This window comes from Chryseobacterium vaccae (assembly GCF_009602705.1).
GTDB lineage: Bacteria > Bacteroidota > Bacteroidia > Flavobacteriales > Weeksellaceae > Chryseobacterium > Chryseobacterium vaccae.
In genome coordinates this window covers 379,248-399,564 of record NZ_VSWH01000001.1, presented here as the reverse complement: position 1 = coordinate 399,564, position 20,317 = coordinate 379,248, and the positions used below count along the sequence as shown (strand labels likewise).

The following is a 20,317-nucleotide window of genomic DNA, read 5'->3' as shown; positions in this document are numbered from 1 at the left end:
TTACAGGCTGCAAAATTAGCTGTAAATGTCATTTTTTATCGAGTCCAGTTGATTCTTTTAGTTTGAACATTTTGGGAGTTAGTTCCAATCATGATGTCAAACTCTCCGCTTTCCCAGTCATAATTCAGGTCATTGTCAAAAAATTTAAGATCTTCCGGTGTCAGTTTAAAGGTTACAGTCTTGTTTTCTCCTTTCCTGATCAATACTTTCTGAAAGCTTTTCAATTCTTTCACGGGCCTCACCACCTTTCCGAATAAATCCTTCACATAAAGCTGTACGACTTCCTCACCATCATATTTTCCGGTATTGGAAACTGTTACATCAACAGTTAAAGTCTGATTTCCTTTCAAAGCTGTGGAACTTAGGTTCATATCGGAATATTTAAATTCAGTATAGCTAAGTCCGTATCCAAAAGGAAATTTGGGATCATTATCCAGATCAATATAGGCCGAAACATAATTCCGGTCTGTATTATTTTTGGCAGGTCTTCCCGTATTGTAATGGTTGTAATAAACCGGAATCTGCCCTTCTGTTCTTGGAAAACTCATGGGCAGTTTCCCTCCCGGGTTTACGGTTCCGAACAGAACATCTGCTATGGAATTCCCCGCTTCTGTACCCAGCCACCAGGTATACATGATGGCCGGAATATGATCTGCTGCCCAGTTAAAGATCAGAGGTCTTCCCGCATTGATCATCAGAACGATAGGCTTTCCAGTTTTTGCAATTTCTTTTAAAAGGTCTTCCTGAACTCCCGTAAAGCCGATGCTGCTTCTGCTTTTGGCTTCACCGCTCATTGCGTGGCCTTCTCCCAGTGTCATAATCACTACATCTGCTTTTTTTGCCGTTTCAACAGCTTCAGCAAACATAGATCTGTCGTTATCATCTACATTACAGCCTTTTGCATATAATAAAGTTGAATTTTTATCCAGCTGGTTTTTAATTCCGTCAAACTGGGAAACAATTCTCTGCTGGTCATCCTTGAAAGTAATCGACCAAAATCCGTGATTGGCTACCGTTTCTTTGCCGAAAGGACCAATCAGGGCAACAGTTTTTACTGCTTTTGAAAGAGGTAATATATTTCCGTGGTTTTTAAGCAATACAATGCTTTTGGAACCAAATTCTCTTCCAAATTTCCGGTGTTCTGTATTATTGGTCTGTTCTTTTTGTCTTTTCGCACTGCTGAATCTGTAGGGATCATCAAAAAGTCCCATTTCAAATTTCTTTTTCAGGATTCTTCCGGCGGCATCATCTACCCATTTAATATTTACCTTTCCCTCTTTTACCAACCTGGGAAGTTCTGTCATATAGATATGGCTTTCCATATCCATATCACTTCCTGCTGCAATGGCTTTTTCAGCCGCTTCTCCTGCATCTTTGGCATAACCGTGAGGAATCATTTCCCCGATACTTCCCCAGTCAGAAACTACAAAGCCTTTATAATTCCATTTCCCTTTTAAAAGGTCTCTGAGAATATATGAGTTGGCTGTTGCCGGGATTCCGTTGATGTCATTAAACGAATTCATAAAAGTAGCTACTCCTGCATCTGCTGCGGCCTTAAAAGGAGGCAGATAGGTTTCGTGAAGCTGTCTTAAACTCATATCCACCGAATTATAATCTCTTCCTCCTACTGCGGCACCATAAGCGGCAAAATGTTTGGCACAGGCCATCACGGCATCAAGATTTCCCAGACCTTTTCCCTGAAATCCTCTGATCCTTGCCAACCCTATCTGTGTACCCAGATAGGTGTCTTCTCCGGAACCTTCCATTACCCTTCCCCATCTCGGATCTCTTGCCACGTCTACCATCGGTGCGAAAGTCCAGTGTATTCCGTATGCGGAAGCTTCTGTTGCTGCAATTCTTTCAGATTTTTCAATGAGTCTCAGATCCCAGCTGGCTGCCTGTCCTAGATTAACAGGAAAAGTGGTCCTGTAACCATGAATAACGTCCTGCCCGAACAATAAAGGAATTTTCAGCCCGGACTGTAAAGCAAGCTTTTGAAAAGCTATGGTTTCTTCAGCTCCCGCCACATTAAGCATGGATCCTACCCGTCCTTTTTTTATTTCTTCTAAAACTGTAGCAGAATTTGAATTCTGGGGACCTGTAGCATATTCAAATCCGCTGTACTGTACCAGTTGTCCTACTTTTTCTTCCAGGCTCATTTTAGACAGAAGTTCTGAAACCTTCTGATCAACTGTTTTCTGTCCGTAAGCGTTTATACCTAATGCTGAAAATGCAAGTAAAAAATAGGCCTTCTTCATAATTATATTATTAAAAAATATAGGTTGCAGCTGAGTTTCCGGAGATTTTTACTGTAGCTGTTTTTCCGTTATATTGTATATTAAAATTTTCATCCGTGGTATTTCCATTCTGTACAATCAGAACTGTTTTCCCTTTTGGAGTTTTAAATGCTGCCGTGGAAAGATGTTCTGTCTGCGTGGAAGCAATACGCTGAGAGCCTGCAGGAACAAATTTTGAGGCATGTGCAATAATGTAATAAGAAACATTTCTGGTGAAGTTTTCACTGTCGGAAACGGTTATTGCTCCTTTACATTCTGTACAGCCACCATCGGTATGGGGGCCATATTTCGGGTCATTAGCTACATTCCATTCCAGAGCCGTTTTACTCCAGTTTCTCATGGAACCGATAATCACATTCTTGGTATGCCAGTTCAGGTCTTCGTTAAAAGTTCCTTTCGCTCCGGTCCACTGTTCGGTAAAGTACAAATTTTTATCCGGAAAAGCGTTATGAACTGTGCTTAAAGCTGAGATATCTCCTTCGTATAAATGAAACGCAGAACCGTCAATATACTGATAAGCTTCGGGATCTTTCAGAATATCAAGGGCATATTCCGGTTTGTTGCAGTTGTGATCGTACACCACAATTTTAGTTTTGATCTGACTGGCTTTAAAAGCGGGTCCCAAAAAGCCTTTGATAAAGTCTCTCTGCTGTTCGGAAGGCATATACAAACTTGGATTATTTCCAGGATGTAAGGGTTCATTTTGAGGTGTGATGGCATCAATATGAATTCCTTCTTTCTTCATCCCTTGAATATATTTGACAAAATAATTGGCGTAAGCTCCATAAAATTCAGGTTTTAGGCTTCCTCCTTTAGATTTTCCGTTGTCTTTCATCCAGACAGGAGCCGACCATGGTGCTGCTATGATTTTTATTTCAGGATTAATTGCCAGAATCTCTTTCAGCATAGCAATCAGATTTTTATCTTTTGCCAGACTGAATTTGGACAAAGAAGGATCTGTCTGTCCTTCCGGCAGGTCATCGTATGAAAAAACTTCTCCGTCCAGATCTGAAGCTCCGATGCTTAACCGGAGATAGCTTACAGAGATCGAATTTTTATCATCACCAAAAAGTTCGTTCAATAATGCTTTCCTTTTCGCAGGTGAAAGACGGTTGATGACTTCTACGCTTCCGCCCGTTAAGGTATATCCGAAACCGTCTATATATTGAAACTTTTGAGATTCATCAATTTTAATATTCTGAAAATCATTCTTGTTTTGGGTAAATTTTACCGGGGTCTGCTGCTGTAATTTTACACTCTGATCTCCTTTTGTAAGCCAAAACTGAACTTCATTTCCTTTGTTTCCTGCCACAGATGTGCATGACAAAGGAAAAAGTACCACACCACAAAGCAGTGCGGTACCATTAAAAAAGAAACTATATAAGTTGTGAAACTTCATATTTAATAGCCGGAATTTTGGGTTAAATTCTGATTGTTATCCCTCTGTCCCTGCGGAATCGGCCATAATAACCTGTTCTGATTAATGCTTGCAGCATAAGGCAGTATCACTCCGTTTCCGTCTTTCTGCTGGGAAAGGATGGCAACGGCTGCTCCTGTTCTTTTAAGATCAAACCATCTCTGACCTTCAAATGCCAGTTCCAGTTTTCTTTCCTGAAGAACTTTCTGAATCCCATCCGTTTCCGATGAAATAGCAACCGGAGAAAGTCCGGCTCTTGTTCTTACCTGATTGATAAAACCTGCGGCACCTGTGTAATCTCCGGTTCTTACGGCTGCTTCAGCCTGAAGTAAGAGAACATCCGCATATCTCAGGATATAAAAATTCTGAGTTCCATCGGTTTTCCTCATTTTATACATGAATGGATAGTTATTACTCGTCCAGTACTTATCTGACCAACTTACCGGTAAAAATTTAACGGAGCTGTTTAAACGCTGGGTATCTCCGGCATCATTAAATGCCTTTACCAGATCATTAGACGGAACATTGAATTTTTTCCAGTCTGTTCCATAAAACATGGATGATCCCCAGGCCCAGACTGTTCCGGCATTTCCATCGACTTCAAAAATAGATTCGGAATTAGCTTCATGCGTACCGTCAAAAAGCTGATCATAAACCGGAAGAAGATTTACCCCTGAAATATTGGAAGCATATTGTTTTACTTTGGTCCAGTCCGGATTCGGCTTTGAGGCATACACTTTCGCAAGAAGACCATAAGCAAAGTTTTTATTGGCTCTGTATTTTTGAGTTCCTGATGGTGCATTGGCAATAGCTCCCTCCAGATCGGCAATAATCAGATCATAAGCTTCTTTTACTGTTTTTCTGGCGGGATATACCTGACTGTATACTTCATCAAAATTACTGGCATTCACTCCTATTACAGCCTTGGTAACCAAAGGAATATCGCCCCATAGCTGAACAGCATGGAAATAGTAAAGTGCTCTAAATATCGCTGCTTCTGATTTCATTTCAGCCTTTCTTGCTGCTGTAAGCGCCGGATCATTGATATTATCGGCATAATTGAGGATCATATTACAGTCATTGATAAACCCGTACAGATATTTCCAGTCTCTTTCAACATTCGGATTAGTTGCTACAATACGATATTCATCCTGCTGAAAATTCTGAACGTTATCTGCTCCTGCATAGGAAATTTCTGTCTGGGCATCACCATTAAAAAAATAATCCAGCTGCCAGTATTCATTTCCAAATGCAGTGTAAATGGTGCTCATCCTGTTTTCTGCATCTGTTGCTGTTTTTAACGGATTATCAATAGAAATCCCCTGTTCAGTAATGGGTTCTGTATCCAGAAAGTCATTGCAGGAAACGCTGGCAGCAAGTACTGATGCACCGAATAAATAATATATTGCTTTATTGATTTTCATTGTAAATAATTTAGAAATTAGCTTTTAAACCAATGATGAAGGTTCTCACCTGAGGATAGGTTCCGTAATCTATTCCGAAAACAGATTTCTCTGCACCGGATGTATTTCTGTTAGGCGTGAAAGCATTTACTTCAGGGTCCATTCCGGAATAGTCTGTAATAGTGAATAGATTTTGTCCGGTTACGTACACATTCAGTTTGCTTACTCCTTTGAAAGGATTATTGAAATTATATCCTAATGTTACCGCTTTCAGTTTCACATAAGATCCGTCTTCCACAAATCTGTCTGAAATTTCCTGTGCAGACGCCGAATTGGCTCTCGGAACATCGGTAATCTGTCCCGGCGTAGTCCATCGGTTAAGAACAGCCGTAGATTGATTTTTATAATCATTCATCATTTCCAGATCAAAACGGGTTGCGTTGAAGACATCATTTCCTACAGAGCCGGTAATCAAAACATCCATATACCAGTTTTTCAGGGTAAAATTATTGCTGAAGCCAAAGGTATATTTTGGATTTGGATTTCCGATAAATGTTCTGTCGTCCACATCCTGGTATCCATTACCATTCAGGTCTTTATAGATCATGTTTCCGGTATTTGGATCTACGTGATCTACTTTATATCCGTAAAATGTACTCAAAGCATGTCCAGGTTGAAAACGAATTACTTTACCTCCAACACTTTCCATACTTATTACATCAATGGTATTGAGGTATTGCTCAAAGTTCAGAATTTTATTTTTAGCAAATGAAATGTTGAATGACGTGTTCCATGTAAAGTTTTCGTTCTTGATATTAGCGGTATTCAATGAAAACTCAATTCCTTTATTTTCCAGGCTTCCGGCGTTTCTATAGATTGGTCCTGATAAATTCCCCATTACATAAGGGAAAATAAGGTCCGTAGTCTTCCTTTTATAGAGATCCGTTGTAAACCTGATCCGGTTATTGAAAAGCCCAAGATCCAGCCCTACATTGGTATCGGTTGTTGTTTCCCAGGTTACATCACTGTCATATTGTTTAAATGTATAGGCAGGAATTCCATTTGACCAATACGGATCAAATATGTTAAAGTGTGAATAAGCAGGAACCCCTGACACATTTCCGGTCTGTCCCCATCCCCCTCTCAGTTTTAATTCGCTGATGACTTTACTGTCTGCCAGGAAATCTTCTTTAGACACCAGCCATGAAGCTGAAACACCCGGGAAGAAACCCCATTTTTTTTCCGGAGCAAGGTTTGAGGAACCGTTATACCTGAACACTCCCATTAAGGTATATTTTCCGTCATACGTGTACAAGGCCCTTCCGAAGAACGAAGCATTTCTCAGAACGTCTTTATGTTTGTCATAACCTTGTGTTGCCGCCTTTTCATAATCGAAATTTATTATTCCTTCAGGGAATTTTTCTCCGGCAAAGTATTCATTCTGAAAACTTTTCTGGGTGATCTGGGCTCCTCCAAGTAATGAAAAATCATGAACCCCTTTTTTCAGGGTATAAGTTAAGGTATTTTCAAAGTTATATTCCTGATACTGAATATACTCCTGGGAGCCTATTCCGGATTTTGATCTTCCGTAGCTGGTCTGGAATCCGTCTGTAAATTTAGTATTCCGGGAGTCTGTCATATCAAATGAAATGCTTGGCTTCCATACCAGATTTTTCAGAACTTTCACATCAAGACCTAAATTGCTTAGGAAACGCTGAGTCTGGGTTTTATCTTTTCTTGACTGATAAGCAACTGGATTTTCCCAAGACGACTGATAAGGATTCGGAGCAAACTGGCCCGGCTTATATCCGTCATTAATCTGGCCTGTTGTCTGATCATAGACTACTCCATCTGACGGGATGAAATTAACATCTGTTCCGTATACAGGCAGAAAACTCGGCGTATTAAAAGCACTGAGCACTACCCCACCTCTCGCTGTACTTAAATTATCGTTGGTATTGGTGAGTGAGGTAAAGTAGTAATTGACTGAGGAATTTAATTTCAGCCAGGGTGCAATCACTGCATCTAAGTTTACTTTCACCGAAGTCCTCTGAAAATGAGCAGGCTTGATGATTCCTTCAATATCCTGATACCCTAATGCGGTGTAAGCTTTTACTTTCTCATTTCCAAAGGCATAGTTTACGTTATAATTCTGATCAAATCCGGTCTGAAAAACTTCTTTTCTCCAATCGGTATCAATCCCTGCATATCTGGGGTTGGTAACGGTGGAAAGATAGTCTGATCCGCCGTTTGCCTGGATGTCTGCCATTAAGGTTTTATACTGATCAAGATTCAGGACATCAATATTTTTCACGGTTTTTGAAATTCCCCAATAGGCATTAAAATTAAGCTGGGGTTTTCCCTGTTTTCCTCTTTTGGTTGTAATGATAACCACTCCTGAAGATCCGTTTATTCCGTAAATAGCGGTAGAAGAGGCATCTTTAAGAATAGTCATATCAACAATATCGTCAGGATTCAGCCCGGTGATGTCATTGGTCTGGATTCCGTCAACTACATACAGAGGGCTCACCGAGGATGAAATTGAGTTATTCCCCCTGATTTTCACATCAAGAGCTGCTCCTGGCTTTCCTGAAGCCTGAATGACATTCACTCCTGCCGCCTGTCCCTGTAAAGCCTGTCCTACGCTGTAGATTGGTCTGTTATCAAAGGCATCTGCTTTTACTGAAGAGACTGCACTGGTAAGGTTCTGCTTTTTCACTCCTCCATATCCGATCATGACAATCTCGTCTATTTTATTTTCCTTGGGAACAGAATCTTTTACCTTGGTCTGGGCATTGAAATTGGCTGTAAAATACAGCACTGCGGCCAGTCCAAAACTTCCTGATATTCTTATATTCATATAGAGTTAGTTTTTAATTCTCAAATTGAGACAATAAAAATATATTTTTTTTTAATTAATTAACATTGTCTTCATAAATATTTTAATTTTTCTTTTATTTTTGGGGCTTTAAAGGCTTAAATTTGCATCATAATTCATAAAAAAAGTTGTAAAAACTTAAAAAATAATCTCCAAAATGACTGCCAAGCTCTCCCAGATTTCACTTCCGTTAAAATTGACTTTCCTTATTTTTTCAATGGTACTGAACTGTATGGGGCTGGTCATCCTTCAGCTTTCTGAGGCCATTTCTTATGAAAAACTGGGATTTTTAGAATCATTTAAAGATCTTCCGATTGCTTTTATTTCCCTTTTTGCTGTTAATTTTATCAGTAAAACCGGAACCAAAAAAGCTTTGATCACAGCATTAATTATTGTTGGGGCCTGCTCCTGTCTTCTTCCTTTTATTGAAGATTTCTGGTTCTATAAGGTTTGGTTTGCTATTATCGGAACCTGCTTTGCGATTGGAAAAATCTGTGTTTTCGGGATTATCAGGAATAATATTTCGGATGAAAAATCACTTGCAAAAACGATGAATAGTGTGGAGGCTTCCTTTATGATCGGTATTTTTGTAGTGAATATGGGCTTTGGATGGCTGATCTCAAGTCAATATTCTGAATACTGGAAGTTTGGATTTTTATCTATTGCCATACTTTCGGCTGTAACGATATTTTTATTTTCCCGTCTGACGATTTCAGAAGCTAAGAAAACCGAAACGAAAGGAATCATTTCTGAGTTATCCGGTTTTATCAATCCCGCGACCATCGCATTTTTAGGCGTTATCTTTTTTATTGTGTTTGTGGAACAGGGATTTAATTCCTGGCTTCCTTCTTTTTACAAAAACCACCTGAAAATTGATTCGTTTTTTTCCCTGCAGGCGACTTCTTTTCTTGCTCTTTTTTCATATGCCGGAAGAACTGTGACGGCCAATATCATTCAAAGGTTTTCATTATCTAAATATTACCTGCTCTGTATAGGTCTGATCATGGCTGTTCTTACCCTTATTGTAGGAATTCAGTATTTCGGATCTGAAAATTCCGGGATATTGGTGTTTTTATTTCCGGTGATTGGGTTATTTTTATCTCCGCTCTACCCTGTTGTGAATTCAAAGATGATCGCGCAGGTTGATAAAGAGAAAATCAACCTGTTTACGTCCCTTATTGTTATTTTTTCTTCTTTAGGAAGCTCCGTCAGTTCTATTATTATGTCTGTTCTGTTTGGAAAAGAGCTCTTAAATTATTACCCTATTTATATCTTATTTGCTGTTTTAGTGCTTTTTACGGTAAGTTTGATATATTTTAGACTGTCAGGAAGGAAAATTTAGAAAATAATTTTATTTTTACTGCCATGAAACTCAAAGACACAAAAAGCAAAGAAACCCTTCAGGAACTTATTGATACAAAAGATTTTGTAGCACATGTATCTGTTGACTGCACGATATTCGGGTTTCACAACAATATTCTGAAAGTCCTGCTTTTAAAATATCATGATCTTGATCTATGGTCGCTTCCCGGCGGTTTTGTTTTCAATGATGAAGATCTTCGTGAGGCCGCTGCAAGGGTTCTGTATGAAAGAACTCATCTGAAAGACCTGTTTTTAAAGCAGTTTCACACTTTTGGAAGAATAGACCGTACCGAGAATAATGTACACCAGATCCTGCTTCGGAATAAAGGAATTGAGGTGCCTCAGGACCACTGGATCTTCCAGAGATTTATTACTGTAGGATACTGCAGTCTTATTGATTTTTCCATTGCGGATACTTTTCCTGATGCCTTCAATGAAAGCTGTGAATGGTTTGAAGTGGATAATCTGCCTAAAATGGCATTTGACCATGACAGGATCATAGAAACCGGGCTGGAATACCTTCGGATGAATATCAATACCGAAGCAGCAGCCAGCAACCTTCTGCCTGAAAAGTTTACCATGAAGGATCTTCAACTGCTGTATGAAACTATTTTAGGACAGAAATTCAGAAGAAATAATTTCCAGCGTAAAATATTAAGCTTGAATATTCTGGACAGGCTGGAGAAGTTTTATGACGGTTCTGCCAACAAAGCTCCTTACCTGTATAAATTCAAGAATAAAATCCATAATTCTGCCCACCAGTATCCTATCTCTAATGATGAGGAATCTTAAGGTTAGGCATTTTGTTATATGAATTAATTAAAACCATCATATATCACTGAAAATCAACCACTCAAAAGGCTTTTAAAAAAATTTTCCAAACCGCCTGAAAAGTACTATTTTTAAACAAATCAAAAAATCATGTCATATTATCCTCTTACAAGCATCCCTGATTATTACGGAATTGATGCTTTACTTACTGAAGAACACAAATTGATCCGCCAATCTGTAAGAGACTGGGTAGAAAGTTTTGTAATGCCGCAGATTGACCAGGCTGCACAAAACCATACTGACCTTCCCGGCTTAATGAGAGAATTGGGAAAAATCGGAGCATTGGGTCCTTATATTCCAGTGGAGTACGGAGGTTCCGGTCTTGATCAGATCTCTTACGGTCTTATCATGCAGGAGCTGGAAAGAGGTGATTCTGCGGTACGTTCTGCTGCTTCTGTACAAAGTTCTCTTGTGATGTTCCCAATTAATGAATTCGGATCTGAGGAGCAGAAGAAAAAACACCTTCCTAAGCTTGCTTCAGGAGAAATGATTGGATCTTTCGGTCTTACTGAGCCTAACCACGGATCTGATCCTAGTTCTATGGAAACTTATTTCAAAGATATGGGTGACCATTACCTGCTGAATGGTGCTAAAATGTGGATCACCAATTCTCCGCTTTGCGACATTGCTGTAGTATGGGCTAAAAATGAGGAAGGAAAAGTACAGGGATTGATCGTTGAAAGAGGCATGGAAGGTTTTACCACTCCTGAAACGCATAACAAATGGAGTTTAAGGGCTTCAAAAACAGGTGAACTTGTATTTAATAATGTGAAAGTTCCTAAAGAAAATCTTCTTCCGGGAGTTACAGGATTAAAGGGGCCTTTATCCTGTCTGAATTCCGCAAGATACGGAATTTCATGGGGTGTAATTGGTGCTGCCATCGACTGCTACTGTACAGCTGTTCAGTATTCTAAGGAAAGAAAGCAGTTTGGAAAACCAATTGGCTCTTACCAGCTTCAGCAGAAAAAACTGGCTGAGTTTTTAACTGAAATTACTAAAGCTCAGTTATTATGTCTTCAGTTAGGAAATCTTAAAAATGATCATAAAGCAACGCCTGCACAGATCTCCATGGCGAAACGCAACAATGTGAAAATGGCGATTGATATTGCAAGAGAATCAAGACAGATTCTTGGTGGAATGGGAATCATGGGTGAATTCCCGATGATGAGACATGCTGCCAACCTGGAATCGGTGATTACTTACGAAGGAACACATGATGTACACTTATTAATTACAGGTCTGGATATTACTGGTATCAATGCTTTTTAATTAAAAGATTCGATATAAAACAAAGGATTCCGGCCTTCGGCCGGAATCCTTTGTTTTACTCACTTTACAGAGAATTTATATTCAATAAATAATTATTGATCTGATAATGTATGAATGGTTTTATTAAAAACAACTAATTTAATATCACCATAATGCATTAATATGAAAAAACTATCTTTCTTTTTACTAAGTTTTACAGCTCCTTTTTACCTGGCTCAGCAGGCTGGCGATGTGGTAAATATTGAACAGAAACTCGATCTTACTCCACAAGGTGTTATCAATTTCATAGCCGTTAATCTCGGTGAGCAGAATACTCCTGATTTCACCAATTATCTGAATGGTTTCAATGTTGGTTTAAAAGGGTATAAAATCACTTATTACACTAAAAATGAGAATAATGTTCTGGTAAAAGCAACAGGGCTTCTGATGTACCCTAACGTAAATTACAAGCTTTCAACTGTTGTTTCGGACCATGGAACTACAGACAGTCGGCAAAATGTTCCGTCTAATCTAAAAGGAGCGCTTAGTGCAGGATTTGTAGTAGAACTTTCCTATGTTCTGAACGGCTATATTCTTATGGCTCCGGACTATGTGGGAATGGGCAGCGGAGACGGTGTTCATCCTTATGTAGACTATGCTACTGAAGCTGGTGCTACGATAGATTTCGTTACAGCCGCCAATAAAGTCCTCGGACAGCTGGGAATCAAACGTTATAATGAATATTTTCTGGCAGGCTATTCTCAGGGGGCGCATGCTGCAATGTCAACTTTGAAAAGGCTTAGTATTTCAAACCCGGACAATTTAAAATTCAGATATGCGTATATGGGTGACGGGCCTTATGATTTTTCGGGAGTTACGTTGAATAAAGGAGTTCTGGAAAAAGACATCTACCCTTTCACCTCTTTTCTGGCCAATGTACTCCACACCTGCAATAATACAGGCTACAGAACTTATAATAACAATATTTCAGAAGTTATTTCAGCGGAATATCTGGACAAATATAATTATCATGTGGTTCAGGATAACGGCGGACTTTTGTGGGGACCTGTGATCTGGAGAAGTCTTTTCACACCCAATTTTGTCAGTGATGTTACCAGCAATCCGAATAATAAGCTCAGACAATGCCTGAAACCTAAAGATGTTTACGACTGGTACAATAAAACTCCAATGACTTTAGGGCATTCCACCGTAGATCTGGCCATCCCGCCGGAAAACACCTCTAAAACCATTAATGTACAGCGTGGATATTACTCGTGGTGGGATCTGGATAAATACAAGCTGGATTCATTTTACTGGGGCCCTCTGGGACATGTGGGAGGAATTGTTCCTTTTGTTCTGGCTTCCAATGCGAAATTCAATACGCTCAGAAGCGGAGGATTATTCAATCAATGGGCTGTGATTACTTCAAAGCAGACAGGAAATAGCGATCAGATAATAGAATCCAGGGAAAACAATCCGCTATATTCTTCCCAAATCAAACCTGATCTGGGACATATGCAACTATTGGAAATCACAGATTTTAATCAAGAAAAAACAGTGGCAAAATCTGTAACAGAAAATAATCTGGCTAGTCTTAAGGATGGAATTTATCTGCTGAAGGTTCAGGAAAACAATGAAAACAAGCTGATTCCTTATATCAAAAATACACCTCAGCAAATTGCTGAAAATGAGATCATCCAATCTGAAAACAATGGAATTTTAAAACTTAAAATTCATCCGGATGAATTGTCCGCAGTACATATCTTTGATGAAAAACGTAACCTGATAAAAACAGTTTCCCAATCACAGTATATAGAAAATAACGGAATCTCTATTCAGGATCTTGAAAACCAGAACTATACCTTTGAGATTGCCACCCAATTCTATAATCTGCAGTTCAATAAAATGATCATTGGGCATTCTTCGGAAAATAAAACAGATATTTTTGCACATGGCCGTCAGATCATCGCCAGATCAGCCGGCGATATAAAAAACATCAGCATATACAGTATTTCAGGAGCATTAGTTGTGCGGCAGGATGTAAACCTATCTCAATTTGAATCAAAATCCCTGGAACCGGGAGTTTATCTGGTACAGCTCACTCTTGCTGATGGAAAAACAATCAACAAAAAGATAAAACTTTAGTATCTTCTCATATTATATTTCTTCATTTTCAAATGGAATGCACTTCAGCAATGGAGTGCATTTTTTTGTTAGACAGTATAGGATTTCACGTTTTCTACAAATGTCAGGTCAGGATTCAGAATTTCAAGAATCAGTTTTTTTACAGACCTCATCGCATCATCAATATTCCCTTTATCAAACTGGAGGGAAACCACCCCTTTCCGAGCTTCGGCAAAGCTCCATATTCCGGTCTCAATCGGGAATCCCCAGAACTCAGGAAGGTTCTGGACTACATAATGATAGATGCATAATTGGAGAGCCTGTTTTCTGTCGCTGTTATGGAAATAATCCGACACATTATCCTCATCAATCTTTACCGTAAGATTTTTGATTTTGGCCGTTTTATAATCGATAATTCTTAAAGTTCCGTTCAGACGGTCTATCCTGTCAATAAATCCGAAGAAAGAAATCTTGTCTTTTTCTTCAAGATAAAAATCTACATTTTCAAATCTTTTTTCAATATCCAGAATCTCCAGTTCATTTCCGTTTCTGATCAGTTCGAGATCGTGGGTAAGAATGTTTTCAATAACTTTTTTAGCAATCGCTTTGTGAATGTAATTCATTCCTTTTTCATAGAACTCCGGCTGGTGTTTCAGCTTTTCAATTGCTTTTTCAATATACTGATCTATTTCTTTAATTGACTTCTGTAAATCACTTTCTTTTAAAACTTTACCTTTAAGTATTTCATAAACTTCTTGAAGTGAATAATGAACCAGGTTTCCGTAGTTTTTAACAGACAGTTCTTCTTCAATTTCATCTGTTTCCGAGGTGTTCAGGATCTTGGAAAGATAAAAATCAATCGGATTATAAAGGTAGCTGGTAAGATGTGAAGCTGATACTTTTTCTTTCCATTTTTGAAGTCTTTCCATAACGATTGCCGTCTTTGGAATTTCGATAGGCTTAGAAGCAATCGGTTCAGAAGAATTCTCTATGATCAGGTGTTCTATTTTGTGGGAACTTTCCATTTCAATCTGAGTAATAAAACGGCTTTTCTCACCCGTATTCACTCCCGAACTCAGTGCATTGTACAAAAGGTGTACATTCTGCGAATCCTGAATCAGCCTGTAAAAGTGATAGGCGTAGATCCCGTCATTTTCCAGAAAAGTATGAAGGTCAAAGTATCTCCTTATGTCAAAAGGAATATAGGTATTCTGTGTATTTCCCAAAGGAAGTTTTCCTTCATTCACAGAAAGCAGAATAACATTTTCAAAATTCAGGAGACGGGTTTCCAGCAGCCCCATGATCTGAAGTCCGCGAAGCGGTTCTCCCTGAAAATCTATACTCTCGGAATTGATGTGCTGGTTGATCAGAATTTCCAGCGTTTCCATTCTGATCTCAAAATTATACGGACTTAGCTGATTTTTTATGATTCTGAAAGCGTTTTCAAAGTGAGACACATTTTCATACTGAATATCATCAATATCCAGCCATTTAATATGCCGGCAGAAAGCAATCAGCTTATCCAGATAAATACCTGTGTGATCTGCCTTCTGAAGCAGATCGTAGTAAGAAAGACTGCTCAGGAGCTCATGCAGCAGTTTTTTTGATATATAAACAATATTCCTCTCTTCTATTTTGGTTTTAAAATCACTGATCACCAATTCATCTTCCGCAGATTTCGGCAATTCTTCCAGAATAGGAAAAACATCCCTGTAATAATAGGAAGTTTTGTTTTTTTCCAGTTGTTTCTGAAGATAAAAAAGCTGTTTTACGGCATTGGAAAAAGACAGGTTCTTCAGCGGAAAACCCATAGTGATATTCAGGTTCTGCACTCCGTACATCACGTCTAAACTGGCAGGCAGAAGATTTTCGTCCAACAATACAACTGCTGTGTTGGAAAAGGTTTTATTTTCAATCTCTTTAAAAATCTCAGGAAGAACTTTTGTCTGGGTTACATTTCCTGAAACTTCATAGACCTTGATATTTTTCGGCTGGTTAAAGTCGTCTTCAATCCAATGAAAATCTCTGTTATCATTGAATTCTTTCCACATTTTATGGCTTCTGAGAAATTTTCCGGCTTCCTGTCTTTCATCATCAAAATAATAACGGTCTGCCTGGAAAAAACAACCGGCTTTATTCCATCTTAAAAGACTTCTTACAAGCTTTTCTTCTACAGGGGTAAAGGCATTAAATCCACAGAAAACAAAATGTTCTGAAGTATTTTTAGCAAAATCATCAATCTTCGACTTTGCAGTTTCGTGGATCATTCCGGAGGTTGCCCAGTTCTTCTCCTGCAGTTTTTCCTTTAATACCGGAAGAAAAATATTCATATTCTGCCAGAAATTAAGGAATTTTTTCCTTGGAACATCATCATTTTCACCGAGATCCTGCGCCCATTCTTTGATTCTCTCTTCATCAAACATATACTGGAGAACTACCTGATCATTATCGGAGAATTTAAGGATATCATCCCAGTCCTTCTGCAGGGTGGGAAACCATTTCAGAAAATCAGAGAAATCATCCCGGGGAGTCAGATTAAGGCTTCTGTAAACATCAAAGGCAAAGAGCCAGAGAGAAATTCCCTGGATTGGCTGTTTGTCTGCAATACGGTCTATTAATTCCTCCACGGTAAAGAAGTTGGGAAGAAGTCCGGAATAGTTCTTCTCCTCTAAAATCTGCCTGATAAAAACGATGGGACGCTTCCCGGGCAAAACGATATTAAATGCCGAAAGGTCCGGGTTTTGTTCCAGAAGTTCGTGGATGATCTTATTGAGAAATTTCAAGAGGCCTGGTAGCTTTTTAAATTGTTTAATTCTTCAGAGATGAGGACATTGTATTCTCTCTGCTTTTCTTCATTGATTCCGTGTTGGGTTTCCCTGTCATAAGATTTCTGAAAATTCTGATAATCATTGGACACTTTCTGATAAACCGCTTTAAAATACTTATCATAGTCACCGGAAGTAATAATCTTTTCAGCGACTTCTTTTCTAAGCTTTCTGGCAAACAGTTCTGCGATATCAAAATGTTTCTGCTCATGAAGAAGGATATAATCATTGATTTTTTTCACATCTTTCCATGATCTTTCTTCATTAAAAATAGCGGTTATTTCAATTTTCACCGGAGTTTTGGGATTGGAAGATCTCACCAGGGAATATTCCCATCCACAATGGGTGTAAGCTGCCACATTGGGATTGTTTTTGCGGTTAACCGGACTTTTAAAATTATCCCAAACCAGCTTCTGATCTTCCTTCCAGATTATTTTCTGCCCCCAGACTGTATGTACAGCCAGAAAACAGAATACCAATATCATCCTCATTATTTAACCACAATTATTTTGGTGATCCATTGGTTTCCACCGTTCCAGAATCTGAAGGTATAATTCCCTTTATAACGTGGATTGAAATTGATCTGGCTGCCTGCCGTATAGCTGTTCTGGCTGCAGGGGCCGTCTTTTATATAGCGATAAGCAGTTACCGACCTGTCAAAATCATTATCATAAATATAATCATAGCCATAAAATCCTTCACACTGCGAAGGATAGGTAGAATATGTTCTGATACTCTGTACGGAAAAAACATCCATCGTATCATTTACTATTTTTACGCTGTCAATTTTAATCCTGCCGATCGATTCAACGGTCTGATAGTCATCATCGTTACAGGAGATGAAAAGCAGCCCTAAAAATAATGCAGGAAATCCAATATTTAAAAGTTTTTTCATACCCTCAATTTACTGATTATTAACAAGAAACAGCAAAAATTATTCCTCTGTCATCCAGATCAGGAATTAAAATTGCCTTTTGATAAATACACTACTTTTTTAGTGTCAAAAAATTCTTCATCAAAATAGTTTTTAAGGCTGAAAATTTCACATTTAAGACCGGCAAGCTCTTCTGCAAGGTCACCACCTTTTAAATACAAAACTCCGTTATGCTTGGCGTTGAACTGTTCTTTTTCGAACTTCCCCTTCAGCCATCTCAAAAATTCCGGCATCTGGGTCACGGCACGGCTTACAACAAAGTGGAACTTTTCTTTGAGTTTTTCTGCACGACCATGAATAGCGGTTACGTTCTTCAGTCCTACTCCTTCTGCAACTGCCTGTACCACGCTGATCTTTTTTCCGATGGAATCAATCAGGGTAAATTCAGATTCAGGGAACAGGATTGCCAAAGGAATTCCCGGAAAACCACCTCCGGTTCCAATGTCCAATACTTTTGTACCCGGGGCAAACTCCATTACCTTTGCCACTCCTAAAGAATGCAGGATATGTTTTTCATACAGCGATTCCATATCTTTTCTGGAAATCACATTGATCTTTTCATTCCATTCGTGATACAGTTTTTCCAGCTGGGTAAACTGTTCGATCTGTTTTTCTGTAAGATCCGGAAAGTATTTTAATAGTAACGATATTGCCATATGAATTATTATAAACCGCAAAAATAAGTTTTTATTGGCTTTATTCAAACTTTAAGAGCCGGATATAAAAAAAGACCGCAGTTTTGCGGTCCTTTATGTATTATTTTTAATCCCTTTCAATAGGGTTGTTGGTTCTTTTAAGCCTTCTGAGGATTTCATCGTCAATAGTCTCCCCTTTTCCTGTATACCTCTCAAGCTCTTTAACATTGTACTGCACTGTATAACCGTCTTTCAGCTGAACTCCAACAGTACCCGCTTTTGTATCTGCCTGGAATGCTTCAAAATCTTCTGCAGGAATGAAAGTATAATTTTTCATGAGTTTTTTATACTCATTCTCAGACATTTTCTTACTGTTTGCAGGAACCCGATCAAACAGGGTTTTCATTTTCTTGATCTGGATCAGGTTAAAGATATGCTGCCCTTCGGAATCTTTTATACTTACCACAAGCCCCGGAAGACCGCTGAATTTATAAGGTCCGTCATTGATCGGATAATCTTTACTAAACCACGCTTCCCAGGTTCTTCCTTTGTAATTCGTCACCGCTTTCTGGCATTTCATGTTATTGATCTTAACAAACTCTTTTTCTATTTTCCATTGAGGAATTTCGCTATCCGTAGTCACCAGCTTCACACTTTTAAACTGATCATAAAAATTGATAGTCTTTTTAGCGTAATCTTTTTCAATAAGATAGTTCAGATTTCTGTTATAGTTCTTACGTTTAAACAGTTTTGCAAAATCCTTATCAGCCGCATAAGCAGAGTCCTTTTCATACTTAGCGGTGTTATAAAAATAAGATTTCTTCCCGTCGGTATCCAGACTCATATAATCGGTGACCAAAGAATCATTTTCGATATCAGATTTCATCTTGTATTCATAAACAAAGCGGTAATTCTGTGCAGAAAAGAGAGCTGCGGACAATAAAAAAAGAAGTTTGTACATTTTTAAGTTTGGCCATTATTAAACATTATCAATTTTTAAAGCTGGTGAAAGCCTCAAAATCAATCCTATTTCCAAAGCTAGTGATTAAATTGAAACCTGACAAAAATCTTTTCTCTAAGCTTATTTTTATTTCCCGGCAAGATGTTTTTATTATATATTTGTTAAAATTCAAAAAGACTACATGGACAAACTTTCAGATAGAGTAAAACGACTGGGTTACTCGCAGACTTTCGTCATGTCAAACAAAGCAAGAGAAATGAAAGCCAGCGGCATTGACGTAATCAGCCTCACTCTTGGCGAACCGGATTTTGACGTACCGGATAATATTAAACAGGCAGCTTTCGACGCTATTAATCAAAACTACAGCCACTACTCTCCTGTTCCGGGATTTCTGGAACTTCGCGAGGCCGTTGCCTACAAACTGAAAAGAGATAACAATCTTGACTATAAACCTTCACAAATCTGCGTATCAAACGGAGCCAAGCAGGCAATCCTTAATGTACTGGCAGCGATCATCAATGATGGAGACGAAGTTCTTCTTCCTGCCCCATATTGGGTAAGTTATGATGAAATGGTGAAAATGATGGGCGGAAATTCGGTTATGCTTCCTACTTCTTATGTAACTGATTTTAAAATTACGGCTGAACAGCTGGAAGAAGCAATCACAGAGAAAACAAAAGCTGTTCTTTTCAGTTCTCCATGTAATCCTTCAGGAGGATATTACACCTATGATGAGCTGAAATCTTTGGCCAAAGTTATTGCTAAGCATCCACATGTTACCATTATATCGGATGAGATCTACGAGTTTATCAACTACGAAACCAAGACGACCTCTATTGCCCAGTTTCCTGAAGTATATGAGCAGACAGCTGTGATCAACGGAATGTCTAAAGCTTATGCCATGACCGGATGGAGAATTGGATATTCTGCATGTCCTGAATGGCTGGCCAAAGCCTGTGAAAAGATCCAGGGACAAATGACCAGCGGAGCCAACACTATGGCCCAGAGAGCTTCTATTACCGCACTGAAAACAGATCCTTCGGAATACAAATACATGATTGATGCCTTCAAAAAAAGAAGAGATCTTGTGTATGATCTGATCAAAGAAATCCCGGGGTTTAAAGTAGTTCTTCCAAAAGCTGCATTTTACTATTTCCCGGATGTTTCCTACTATATCGGAAAGACTTTAAATGGTACAGAAATCAAAGATGCTGATGATTTTGCCATGTTCCTTTTAGAAAATGCCCACGTAGGATGTGTAGGCGGAGTTTCTTTCGGAAGCCCGGAATGCATCAGATTCTCGTATGCCGCATCAGAAGATGATCTGAGAGAAGCTATGAAAAGAATCAAAAACCTGCTGGAACCATTCAGCACAAAATAAAGCATATAATAACGCAACAAA

At 38.7% G+C, this 20,317-nt stretch carries 14 protein-coding genes; 5 read left to right on the top strand and 9 right to left on the bottom strand.

Annotated features, from left to right (window positions below):
- Positions 1-35: 35 nt before the first annotated feature.
- From bglX to FW768_RS01735, 4 genes are read right to left on the bottom strand one after another with little or no spacing between them, the layout of a single operon-like run.
- A complete protein-coding gene (bglX, locus tag FW768_RS01750) occupies positions 36-2,258 on the bottom strand; it encodes a beta-glucosidase BglX (protein WP_153391833.1) in 2,223 nt (740 codons plus the stop codon).
- A gap of 10 nt (positions 2,259-2,268) precedes the next feature.
- A complete protein-coding gene (locus FW768_RS01745; protein WP_153391832.1) occupies positions 2,269-3,696 on the bottom strand; it encodes a glycoside hydrolase family 30 protein in 1,428 nt (475 codons plus the stop codon).
- A 2-nt stretch (positions 3,697-3,698) separates the two neighbouring features.
- Positions 3,699-5,138, bottom strand: coding sequence for a RagB/SusD family nutrient uptake outer membrane protein (locus FW768_RS01740; protein WP_153391830.1), 1,440 nt, complete (start codon positions 5,136-5,138; stop codon positions 3,699-3,701).
- 10 nt (positions 5,139-5,148) lie between these two features.
- Positions 5,149-7,977, bottom strand: coding sequence for a SusC/RagA family TonB-linked outer membrane protein (locus tag FW768_RS01735; RefSeq protein ID WP_153391828.1), 2,829 nt, complete (start codon positions 7,975-7,977; stop codon positions 5,149-5,151).
- 175 nt (positions 7,978-8,152) lie between these two features.
- On the opposite strand from FW768_RS01735, the gene FW768_RS01730 reads away from it, so the two are divergent.
- The 4 genes from FW768_RS01730 to FW768_RS01715 all read left to right on the top strand — a co-directional run bounded on the left by FW768_RS01730 (position 8,153) and on the right by FW768_RS01715 (position 13,581).
- On the top strand, positions 8,153-9,337 hold the full coding sequence (locus FW768_RS01730; RefSeq protein ID WP_231128610.1) for an MFS transporter: 1,185 nt from the start codon (positions 8,153-8,155) through the stop codon (positions 9,335-9,337).
- A 23-nt stretch (positions 9,338-9,360) separates the two neighbouring features.
- The gene (locus FW768_RS01725) at positions 9,361-10,149 is read left to right on the top strand and encodes an NUDIX hydrolase (protein ID WP_153391826.1); all 789 of its coding nucleotides are present in this window, start codon (positions 9,361-9,363) and stop codon (positions 10,147-10,149) included.
- A gap of 129 nt (positions 10,150-10,278) precedes the next feature.
- A complete protein-coding gene (locus tag FW768_RS01720; protein WP_153391824.1) occupies positions 10,279-11,457 on the top strand; it encodes an acyl-CoA dehydrogenase family protein in 1,179 nt (392 codons plus the stop codon).
- Positions 11,458-11,619: 162 nt separating this feature from the next.
- Positions 11,620-13,581, top strand: coding sequence for a T9SS type A sorting domain-containing protein (locus tag FW768_RS01715; protein WP_153391822.1), 1,962 nt, complete (start codon positions 11,620-11,622; stop codon positions 13,579-13,581).
- A 68-nt stretch (positions 13,582-13,649) separates the two neighbouring features.
- Here the strand turns inward: FW768_RS01715 and FW768_RS01710 are convergent, their stop codons facing one another.
- The 5 genes from FW768_RS01710 to FW768_RS01690 form a co-directional block, all read right to left on the bottom strand.
- Positions 13,650-16,343: a PD-(D/E)XK nuclease family protein gene (locus FW768_RS01710; protein WP_153391820.1), complete on the bottom strand. Its 2,694-nt coding sequence runs from the start codon at positions 16,341-16,343 to the stop codon at positions 13,650-13,652.
- On the bottom strand, positions 16,340-16,870 hold the full coding sequence (locus tag FW768_RS01705; protein WP_231128609.1) for a DUF922 domain-containing Zn-dependent protease: 531 nt from the start codon (positions 16,868-16,870) through the stop codon (positions 16,340-16,342). The genes FW768_RS01710 and FW768_RS01705 overlap by 4 nt, the downstream gene beginning before the upstream one ends.
- A 5-nt stretch (positions 16,871-16,875) precedes the next feature.
- Positions 16,876-17,280 carry a hypothetical protein gene (locus FW768_RS01700; RefSeq protein WP_153391816.1) on the bottom strand — a complete coding sequence of 135 codons (405 nt, stop codon included), beginning with the start codon at positions 17,278-17,280 and terminating at the stop codon, positions 16,876-16,878.
- Positions 17,281-17,339: 59 nt separating this feature from the next.
- A complete protein-coding gene (gene rsmG / locus FW768_RS01695) occupies positions 17,340-17,975 on the bottom strand; it encodes a 16S rRNA (guanine(527)-N(7))-methyltransferase RsmG (RefSeq protein WP_153391814.1) in 636 nt (211 codons plus the stop codon).
- 106 nt (positions 17,976-18,081) lie between these two features.
- The gene (locus tag FW768_RS01690) at positions 18,082-18,915 is read right to left on the bottom strand and encodes a GLPGLI family protein (protein ID WP_153391812.1); all 834 of its coding nucleotides are present in this window, start codon (positions 18,913-18,915) and stop codon (positions 18,082-18,084) included.
- Positions 18,916-19,096: 181 nt separating this feature from the next.
- Here FW768_RS01690 and FW768_RS01685 point away from each other — a divergent pair, with 181 nt between their 5' ends.
- Positions 19,097-20,296 carry a pyridoxal phosphate-dependent aminotransferase gene (locus FW768_RS01685; RefSeq protein ID WP_153391810.1) on the top strand — a complete coding sequence of 400 codons (1,200 nt, stop codon included), beginning with the start codon at positions 19,097-19,099 and terminating at the stop codon, positions 20,294-20,296.
- Positions 20,297-20,317: the final 21 nt, after the last annotated feature.